An 8436-nucleotide genomic window follows, 5' to 3' on the forward strand; every position below is an offset into this window, starting at 1 on the left:
CGTTGGCTCGTGAAGCCTTCGCTTTGGCTTCTGCCAAACTTCCTCTGAAGACTACCTTCGTAACTAAGACGGTGATGTAATGAAAGCGAGCGAACTAAGAGAAAAGAGCGTTGAAGAACTTAACGCTGAATTACTTGGTCTGCTGCGTGAGCAGTTTAACCTGCGTATGCAACACGCTACTGGTCAGTTGACTCAAACGAATCAGTTGAAACTAGTGCGTCGTAACATTGCACGTGTTAAGACCATTATTACTTCTAAGGCAGGTGTGTAATGTCTGATAAAGCCCGTACTTTGCAAGGTAAAGTAATTAGCAACAAAATGGACAAGTCTATTACTGTTGCTATTGAGCGCCAAGTGAAACATCCTATTTATGGGAAGTACATTAAGCGTACAACTAAGATCCATGCACATGACGAAACTAATCAGTGTAATGAAGGGGATTTCGTGGCTATTAGCCAGTGTCGTCCTCTATCTAAGACTAAGTCTTGGACACTAGCTGAAGTAGTAACAAAAGCCTAATTTCGATTAGGTTAACGTAAACGGCCCCAGTATTTGGGGCCGTTTGTTTTTTTTGCTATGCATTCCAAAAATGTGTGTTATACTTGCGCGCCAATTTTGAGTAAATTATTACTTGAATTTGGTTCAAATATACTCCCATAGTGGGATTGTGTAGTAACGATAGCGGAGCACTTGAAATGATCCAAATGCAATCGACTCTAGACGTCGCATGTAACAGCGGCGCACGCAGAGTTCAGTGTATTAAGGTCTTGGGTGGCTCTCATCGTCGTTATGCCGGTATCGGCGACATTATCAAAGTTTCTGTTAAGGAAGCGATTCCTCGCGCTAAAGCGAAGAAAGGTGATGTATATAACGCGGTGGTAGTCCGTACTAAGAAAGGCGTACGTCGTCCAGACGGTTCTGTCATTCGCTTCGATCGGAATGCAGCGGTATTGCTTAACGCAAACCTTGCACCGATTGGTACTCGTATCTTTGGCCCAGTGACACGTGAATTGCGTAATGATAAATTCATGAAAATTGTCTCGCTGGCACCAGAAGTACTGTAAGGAGCTTCAAATGGCAGCTAAAATCCGTCGTGAAGACGAAGTAATTATATTAGCAGGTAAAGACAAGGGTAGCCGCGGTAAGGTTTCTCAAGTTCTACCTACTGGTAAGTTAATTGTTGAAGGCTTTAATCTTGTTAAAAAGCACCAGAAACCTAACCCTCAATTGGGTGTTGCTGGCGGCGTTATCGAGAAAGAAGCACCGATGCAAGCATCAAACGTTGCGATCTTTAACCAAGCCACAGGCAAGGCAGATCGTGTTGGTTTCCGATTTGAAGACGGCAAAAAAGTCCGTTTCTTTAAATCGAACAGCGAACTCGTTAAGTAATTTGGAGTAAACGATGGCGAAACTGCATGATAAATATCAAGAGACTGTAGTTGCTGAACTAGCTAAAAAGTTCGGCTACAGCAGTGTCATGCAAGTCCCTCGGATTGAAAAAATCACCCTAAACATGGGTGTGGGCGAAGCTGTTGCAGATAAGAAAGTTATGGAGCATGCGCTCCGTGACATGACTGCAATCGCTGGCCAGAAACCAATTGTAACTGTTGCTCGTAAATCAGTTGCTGGTTTTAAAATCCGTGAAGGCTACCCTATTGGCTGTAAAGTGACCCTACGCGGTGAGCGTATGTGGGAATTTTTAGAGCGTTTAGTTGACATTGCAATACCACGTATTCGTGATTTCCGAGGCTTAAGCGCTAAAGCGTTTGACGGCCGTGGTAATTACGCAATGGGCGTGCGTGAGCAGATCATCTTCCCAGAAATCGATTATGATAAAATCGATAAAATTCGTGGTATGGATATTGTTATCACTACTACTGCGAAGAATGATGAAGAAGGTCGTGCTTTGTTAGACGCTTTTAACTTCCCATTCAAGAAATAAGGGTAGCATAATGGCAAAAACATCTATGAAAGCACGTGAAGCAAAACGTGCGCAGCTCGTAGCTAAATATGCTGAAAAGCGTTTAGCACTTAAGGCTATAATCAGCAGCCCTGCAACTTCTGAAGAAGATCGCTGGGATGCCGTACTTAAGTTACAAGCTCTACCACGTGATTCTAGCGCTGCGCGTCAACGCAACCGCTGTAATCAAACTGGTCGCCCACATGGTTTTCTACGTAAATTCGGCTTAAGCCGTATTAAATTACGTGAAGCAACCATGCGTGGTGAAGTTCCTGGTCTGCGTAAGGCCAGCTGGTAAGCACTTGTCACGGAGTAAGCTAATATGAGCATGCAAGATCCTATTGCGGATATGTTAACCCGTATTCGTAACGGCCAAGCTGCTAACCACGTATCTGTTAAGATGCCTTCAGCTAAGTTAAAAGTAGCAATTGCGAAATTACTTAAAGATGAAGGTTTCATTACTGAATACGCCGTAGCAGATGAAGCTAAGCCTGAATTAGAAATTACGTTAAAGTATTTTCAAGGCAAACCAGTCGTTGAGACTATCCAGCGTGTAAGTCGCCCTGGTCTTCGTATTTACAAAGGTAAAGACGAGCTACCAAAGGTGATGGGCGGTCTGGGTATCGCAATTGTGTCCACTTCTCAAGGCTTGATGACTGATCGCGCCGCCCGCCAAAATGGCACGGGTGGCGAGGTTATCTGCTACGTAGCGTAAGGAGCTAGAAATGTCTCGTGTTGCAAAAGCACCAGTCACTGTTCCTGCTGGCGTAGAGGTGACTTTAAACGAACAGACCTTAACTGTTAAAGGCAGTAAAGGAAGTCTGACTCGAGTAATCAACAATGCGGTAAATGTTGTTATCGAAGATGCACAAGTAAAGTTTCTTCCTGTCGATGGCGTTTCTAACGCTTGGGCACAGGCTGGTACTGCACGTGCACTAGTAAACAACATGGTTGTTGGTGTATCTCAAGGTTTTGTGAAAAAACTTAAATTAGTTGGTGTAGGTTACCGTGCAAAGATTGCTGGTAGTGACTTAGATTTAACGTTGGGTTTCTCACATCCATTAGTACACAAACTGCCCGCAGGCGTTACTGCAGAGTGTCCTAGCCAAACTGAAATCGTGCTTTCGGGCGTTGATAAACAAGTTGTTGGTCAGGTTGCTGCTGAAATTCGCGGATATCGTCCACCAGAGCCTTACAAAGGCAAAGGTGTTCGTTATGATGACGAAATAGTACGCCGTAAAGAGGCTAAGAAGAAGTAGGTAACGCGATATGGATAAGAAAACATCTCGCTTACGTCGCGCGTTACGTGCACGTAAGAAGATCCAAGAGCTGGGCGTGAATCGTCTGGTTGTACATCGTACACCGCGTCACATTTATGCTCAGGTGATCAATCCTGAAGCTCAGGTGTTGGCAGTTGCTTCAACCGTGGAAAAAGCGGTTAAAGAGCTACTAAAGAGTACCGGTAACGTTGATGCGGCTAAAGCAGTAGGTAAAATTGTTGCTGAGCGTGCGATCGAGAAGGGCGTAGCAACAGTTGCGTTCGACCGTTCTGGTTTCAAGTATCATGGTCGTGTAGCTGCACTAGCAGATGCCGCTCGTGAAGCTGGCCTGAAGTTCTAAGGGGTTATAAAAATGGCTAAATTAGAAGCTCAGCAAAAAGACGATCTGCAAGAGAAATTAATTGCAGTTAATCGTGTTTCTAAAGTAGTTAAGGGCGGTCGTATCTTTAGCTTCACAGCACTAACAGTAGTGGGTGACGGTAACGGTAAGATTGGCTATGGCTATGGTAAAGCGCGTGAAGTTCCAGCTGCTATTCAAAAAGCAATGGAAAAAGCCCGTCGTAATATGGTGACAGTGGAGTTGAATGCAGGTACTTTGCATCACCCAGTTAAGGGTCGTCATACTGGTTCTAAAGTTTATATGCAACCAGCATCACAGGGTACCGGTATTATTGCCGGTGGCGCAATGCGTGCCGTATTGGAAGTAGCAGGCGTTCATAACGTTCTGTCAAAAGCATACGGTTCTACTAACCCGATCAACATCGTTCGCGCAACTGTCGATGCGTTGGTGCACATGAAGTCACCAGCTCAAATCGCAGCAAAACGTGGCCTGAATGTTGATGAGATTCGGGGGTAATGCACCATGGCTACTAAAACTTTAAAAGTCACACAGACTAAAAGCAGCATTGGTCGTTTACCAAAACACCGTGCAACCTTAACCGGTTTAGGCCTACGCCGCATTAATCACACTGTTGAAGTTGAAGATACACCTTCAGTTCGCGGTATGATTAACAAGGTGTACTACATGGTTTCGGTGGAGGAATTAGGATAATGCGTCTAAATACTCTATCTCCAGCAGCAGGTTCTAAATCTGCTCCTAAGCGTGTAGGCCGTGGTATCGGTTCAGGTTTAGGTAAAACAGCGGGACGTGGCCATAAAGGTCAGAAGTCTCGTTCAGGCGGCGGTGTTCGCGTCGGTTTCGAAGGTGGTCAAATGCCACTTAAGATTCGTTTACCTAAGTTTGGCTTTACTTCGCGTCGCGCTTTGGTAACAGCTGAAGTTCGTTTACTCGAACTAGCAAAAGTTAACGGTGATGTTGTCGATTTGAATGCACTGAAAGATGCGAACGTTATTACTCGCAACATCCAGTTTGCGAAAATCGTTCTTTCAGGTACCATTGACCGCCCAGTGACTGTAAAAGGTCTCAAGGTAACCAAAGGTGCTCGTGCAGCTATTGAAGCTGCCGGTGGCAAGATCGAGGAATAATACGTCGATGGCAAAACCAGGACTTGATTTAAAAAGCGCGAAAGGCGGTTTATCTGAACTGAAAACTCGTCTTCTGTTCGTGATTGGTGCGATTATCGTCTTTAGAGCCGGTTCGTTCGTGCCAATTCCTGGTATTGACGCAGCTGTATTGGCAGAGCTATTTGCTCAGCAAAAAGATACCATCCTTGGCATGTTTAACATGTTCTCGGGTGGTGCTTTAGAGCGTGCTTCTATCTTCGCATTGGGTATTATGCCGTATATTTCGGCATCTATCATAATGCAGTTATTGACTGTTGTGCATCCTGCACTCGCTGAATTGAAAAAGGAAGGCGAATCAGGACGTAAGAAAATTAGTCAATATACTCGATATGGCACACTTGTGTTGGGTACATTGCAATCTGTCGGTATTGCAACGGGTTTACCAAATCTGATGCCTGGTCTTGTGGCCAATCCCGGATTTGGTTTCTACTTTGTTGCAGTTGTGAGCTTAGTAACAGGAACTATGTTCCTTATGTGGCTAGGTGAGCAAATTACCGAACGTGGTATTGGTAATGGTATCTCGATTTTAATTTTCGCAGGTATTGTTGCTGGTCTACCATCGGCCATCGGCTCAACAGCCGAGCAGGCGCGTCAAGGTGACATGAATGTATTAGTACTACTGTTGCTCGCAGTGATTGTATTTGCTGTAACTTATTTAGTGGTATTTGTGGAACGTGGTCAACGTCGTATTGTCGTTAACTACGCTAAACGCCAACAAGGCCGAAAGGTTTTTGCAGCGCAAAGCACACATTTACCATTAAAAATAAATATGGCAGGTGTGATTCCACCAATTTTTGCTTCCAGCATTATTTTGTTTCCAGGCACACTGGCTCAGTGGTTTGGTTCAAATGAGTCCATGTCATGGTTAAGCGATTTCGCTTTAGCTGTGTCTCCAGGACAACCGCTGTACTCATTATTGTATGCGACAGCAATCATCTTTTTCTGTTTCTTCTATACTGCGTTGGTATTTAACCCTCGTGAGACAGCTGATAACTTGAAAAAGAGTGGTGCATTCATTCCTGGGATCCGTCCCGGAGAACAGACTTCGCGTTACATTGATAAAGTTATGACACGTTTAACCTTAGCGGGTGCGTTGTACATTACCTTTATCTGCTTAATTCCGGAGTTCATGTTAATTGCGTGGAAAGTACAGTTCTATTTTGGCGGTACTTCACTACTTATTATAGTAGTCGTAATCATGGACTTCATGGCTCAGGTTCAGACCCATATGATGTCACATCAGTATGAGTCTGTGATGAAGAAAGCCAATCTTGTTAACAAAGCGAATTTAGATCGTTTTGGTAAATAAGATTTGTTTTACGGAGTGATGAAATGAAAGTTCGAGCTTCCGTTAAGAAGATCTGCCGTAATTGCAAGATCGTCAAGCGTAGTGGTGTTGTTCGTGTTATTTGTATTGAACCTAAACACAAACAGCGTCAAGGCTAGAAAGAAGTTTGGTCAGCTCAATAATGGGCTGACCAAAATATTGTTTGCAAATTTGTTGTCTGTCGAGTATCCTTTCGGGCTTTTCGCAGATAGCCTTTAACTTTAAGGAGTGCATAGTGGCCCGTATCGCTGGCATTAACATTCCTGATCAAAAGCATACAGTCATTGCGTTGACTGCTATTTTTGGTATTGGACGTACACGCGCTAGAGCAATCTGCGCATCTACTTCAATTGCTGAAGATGCTAAGATCAAGGAATTGAGCGAAGCTCAAATAGATATCCTACGCGAAGAAGTCGCCAAATACACTGTAGAAGGTGACTTGCGTCGTGAGATTTCAATGAACATCAAGCGTCTTATGGATCTTGGTTGTTATCGTGGTCTCCGCCATCGTCGTAGCCTGCCCCTTCGTGGGCAACGTACTAAGACCAATGCGCGTACGCGTAAAGGTCCACGTAAGCCAATCAGAAAGTAACGGGAAGGTAAACCAAAATGGCTAAAGTTCCGTCACGTTCTCCGCGTAAGCGCGTACGTAAACAGGTTGCAGATGGCATGGCTCATATCCATGCGTCTTTCAACAACACAATTGTCACCATTACGGATCGTCAAGGTAATGCGTTGTCATGGGCTACCTCAGGTGGTTCTGGTTTCCGTGGTTCACGTAAATCAACGCCATTCGCTGCGCAGGTTGCTGCTGAGCGTGCAGGTATTGCTGCTCAAGACTACGGTGTTAAAAACCTTGAAGTTTTCGTGAAGGGTCCTGGTCCAGGTCGTGAATCAGCCATTCGTGCGCTGAACGCTGTTGGTTATAAAATTACCAACATTACCGATGTGACGCCTATCCCTCATAATGGCTGTCGTCCACCTAAAAAGCGTCGTGTATAACACTGCGTATATAGGATAGTTGGAGAAAGATCATGGCAAGATACTTGGGTCCCAAGCTCAAGCTCAGCCGCAGAGAAGGTACAGACCTTTTCCTAAAAAGCGGTGTGAGAGCAATCGATTCGAAGTGTAAGCTAGAAACTGCACCTGGACAACATGGCGCACGTAAGCCACGTTTGTCTGAGTATGGTATTCAGTTACGCGAGAAACAAAAAGTTCGTCGTATTTACGGTGTGCTAGAAAAGCAATTCCGTAATTACTACAAAGAAGCTGCACGTCTAAAAGGCAATACTGGTGAAAACCTGTTGCAACTTTTAGAAGTCCGCCTAGATAACGTCGTTTATCGTATGGGTTTCGGTTCTACTCGTGCAGAATCACGTCAGCTAGTAAGCCATAAATCTGTTATGGTTAACGGTCGTGTTGTTAACATTCCGTCATTCAAAGTGTCTGCGAATGATGTTGTAAGCATCCGTGAAAAGTCACGTACTCAAGCTCGTATTAAAGCGGCTTTAGAAGTGGCTGGTCAACGCGAAAAGCCTACATGGGTAGAAGTCGACAATGCGAAAATGGAAGGTGCTTTCAAGCGCGTTCCAGAACGTAGCGATTTGTCTGCGGATATTAACGAACAGCTGATCGTCGAGCTTTACTCTAAGTAAAGCTAACAAACAAGAGAGGACACAATGCAGGGTTCTGTTACAGAATTTCTTAAACCGCGTCTCGTTGATATTGAGCAGGTTAATTCAACTCGCGCCAAAGTTACACTAGAGCCACTAGAACGTGGTTTTGGCCATACCTTAGGTAACGCGTTGCGTCGCATCCTATTGTCGTCTATGCCTGGCTGTGCAGTTACTGAAGTCGAAATTGACGGCGTACTGCATGAATACAGCAGTAAGGAAGGCGTACAAGAAGATATCCTTGAAATATTGCTTAATCTTAAGGGATTAGCAGTGACCATCGAGGGTAAAGACGAGGCTTTGCTTACATTAAGCAAGTCCGGCACAGGCCCTGTTACAGCAGCAGATATCACGCATGATGGTGATGTTACCATCGTGAATCCTGATCATGTTATCTGTCACTTGACTGGTAACAATGATATCAGCATGCGTATCCGCGTTGAGCGTGGTCGTGGTTATGTGCCAGCTTCGGCTCGTGCACAGACTGAAGACGATGATCGCCCAATCGGTCGTTTGCTGGTTGATGCTTCTTTTTCACCTGTTGCTCGCATTGCTTATAATGTTGAAGCAGCTCGTGTTGAACAGCGTACTGACTTAGACAAACTTGTGATAGATATGACCACAAATGGTACTATCGATCCTGAGGAAGCAATTCGTCGTTCTGCAACTATT

General features: G+C 44.7%; 18 protein-coding genes. All 18 read left to right on the forward strand.

From position 1 onward, the window contains the following. The first annotated feature begins 79 nt into the window (after positions 1-79). Positions 80-271: a 50S ribosomal protein L29 gene (gene rpmC / locus CXF78_RS07830; protein WP_011635647.1), complete on the forward strand. Its 192-nt coding sequence runs from the start codon at positions 80-82 to the stop codon at positions 269-271. Further along, the gene (rpsQ, locus tag CXF78_RS07835) at positions 271-519 is read left to right on the forward strand and encodes a 30S ribosomal protein S17 (RefSeq protein WP_011635648.1); all 249 of its coding nucleotides are present in this window, start codon (positions 271-273) and stop codon (positions 517-519) included. Before rpmC ends, rpsQ begins: the two co-directional genes overlap by 1 nt. Positions 520-695: 176 nt before the next feature. Continuing rightward, positions 696-1064 (forward strand): 50S ribosomal protein L14, encoded by a 369-nt coding sequence (rplN, locus tag CXF78_RS07840; protein ID WP_011635649.1) that lies wholly within the window; start codon positions 696-698, stop codon positions 1062-1064. A 10-nt stretch (positions 1065-1074) separates the two neighbouring features. After that, positions 1075-1389, forward strand: a complete 315-nt coding sequence (rplX, locus tag CXF78_RS07845) for a 50S ribosomal protein L24 (protein ID WP_011635650.1) — start codon at positions 1075-1077, stop codon at positions 1387-1389. A 13-nt stretch (positions 1390-1402) separates the two neighbouring features. Further along, on the forward strand, positions 1403-1942 hold the full coding sequence (rplE, locus tag CXF78_RS07850) for a 50S ribosomal protein L5 (protein ID WP_011635651.1): 540 nt from the start codon (positions 1403-1405) through the stop codon (positions 1940-1942). Positions 1943-1952: 10 nt separating this feature from the next. Further along, positions 1953-2258: a 30S ribosomal protein S14 gene (gene rpsN / locus CXF78_RS07855; RefSeq protein WP_011635652.1), complete on the forward strand. Its 306-nt coding sequence runs from the start codon at positions 1953-1955 to the stop codon at positions 2256-2258. 24 nt (positions 2259-2282) lie between these two features. Continuing rightward, on the forward strand, positions 2283-2675 hold the full coding sequence (gene rpsH, locus CXF78_RS07860; protein ID WP_011635653.1) for a 30S ribosomal protein S8: 393 nt from the start codon (positions 2283-2285) through the stop codon (positions 2673-2675). Between the two features lie 10 nt (positions 2676-2685). Continuing rightward, positions 2686-3219: a 50S ribosomal protein L6 gene (rplF, locus tag CXF78_RS07865; protein ID WP_011635654.1), complete on the forward strand. Its 534-nt coding sequence runs from the start codon at positions 2686-2688 to the stop codon at positions 3217-3219. Between the two features lie 10 nt (positions 3220-3229). Next, complete coding sequence (rplR, locus tag CXF78_RS07870; RefSeq protein WP_011635655.1) at positions 3230-3580, forward strand: 50S ribosomal protein L18; 351 nt, start codon at positions 3230-3232, stop codon at positions 3578-3580. 12 nt (positions 3581-3592) lie between these two features. Next, positions 3593-4096: a 30S ribosomal protein S5 gene (gene rpsE / locus CXF78_RS07875; protein ID WP_011494651.1), complete on the forward strand. Its 504-nt coding sequence runs from the start codon at positions 3593-3595 to the stop codon at positions 4094-4096. A gap of 6 nt (positions 4097-4102) precedes the next feature. Then, positions 4103-4291 (forward strand): 50S ribosomal protein L30, encoded by a 189-nt coding sequence (gene rpmD / locus CXF78_RS07880; protein ID WP_011635656.1) that lies wholly within the window; start codon positions 4103-4105, stop codon positions 4289-4291. Next, on the forward strand, positions 4291-4725 hold the full coding sequence (rplO, locus tag CXF78_RS07885) for a 50S ribosomal protein L15 (protein WP_011635657.1): 435 nt from the start codon (positions 4291-4293) through the stop codon (positions 4723-4725). The genes rpmD and rplO overlap by 1 nt, the downstream gene beginning before the upstream one ends. Positions 4726-4732: 7 nt before the next feature. Next, positions 4733-6073 (forward strand): preprotein translocase subunit SecY, encoded by a 1341-nt coding sequence (gene secY, locus CXF78_RS07890; RefSeq protein WP_011635658.1) that lies wholly within the window; start codon positions 4733-4735, stop codon positions 6071-6073. Positions 6074-6096: 23 nt separating this feature from the next. After that, positions 6097-6210: a 50S ribosomal protein L36 gene (gene rpmJ / locus CXF78_RS07895; protein WP_011635659.1), complete on the forward strand. Its 114-nt coding sequence runs from the start codon at positions 6097-6099 to the stop codon at positions 6208-6210. 116 nt (positions 6211-6326) lie between these two features. Beyond that, positions 6327-6683 (forward strand): 30S ribosomal protein S13, encoded by a 357-nt coding sequence (rpsM, locus tag CXF78_RS07900; protein WP_011635660.1) that lies wholly within the window; start codon positions 6327-6329, stop codon positions 6681-6683. A 17-nt stretch (positions 6684-6700) separates the two neighbouring features. Next, a complete protein-coding gene (gene rpsK, locus CXF78_RS07905) occupies positions 6701-7093 on the forward strand; it encodes a 30S ribosomal protein S11 (RefSeq protein ID WP_011635661.1) in 393 nt (130 codons plus the stop codon). 32 nt (positions 7094-7125) lie between these two features. Further along, the gene (rpsD, locus tag CXF78_RS07910; protein ID WP_011635662.1) at positions 7126-7746 is read left to right on the forward strand and encodes a 30S ribosomal protein S4; all 621 of its coding nucleotides are present in this window, start codon (positions 7126-7128) and stop codon (positions 7744-7746) included. Positions 7747-7770: 24 nt separating this feature from the next. Continuing rightward, the coding region (rpoA, locus tag CXF78_RS07915; protein ID WP_102036455.1) for a DNA-directed RNA polymerase subunit alpha at positions 7771-8436 on the forward strand (666 nt) is incomplete at its 3' end.

The organism is Shewanella sp. 11B5 (assembly GCF_002836795.1).
In the GTDB taxonomy this organism is placed as follows: Bacteria; Pseudomonadota; Gammaproteobacteria; order Enterobacterales; family Shewanellaceae; genus Shewanella; species Shewanella frigidimarina.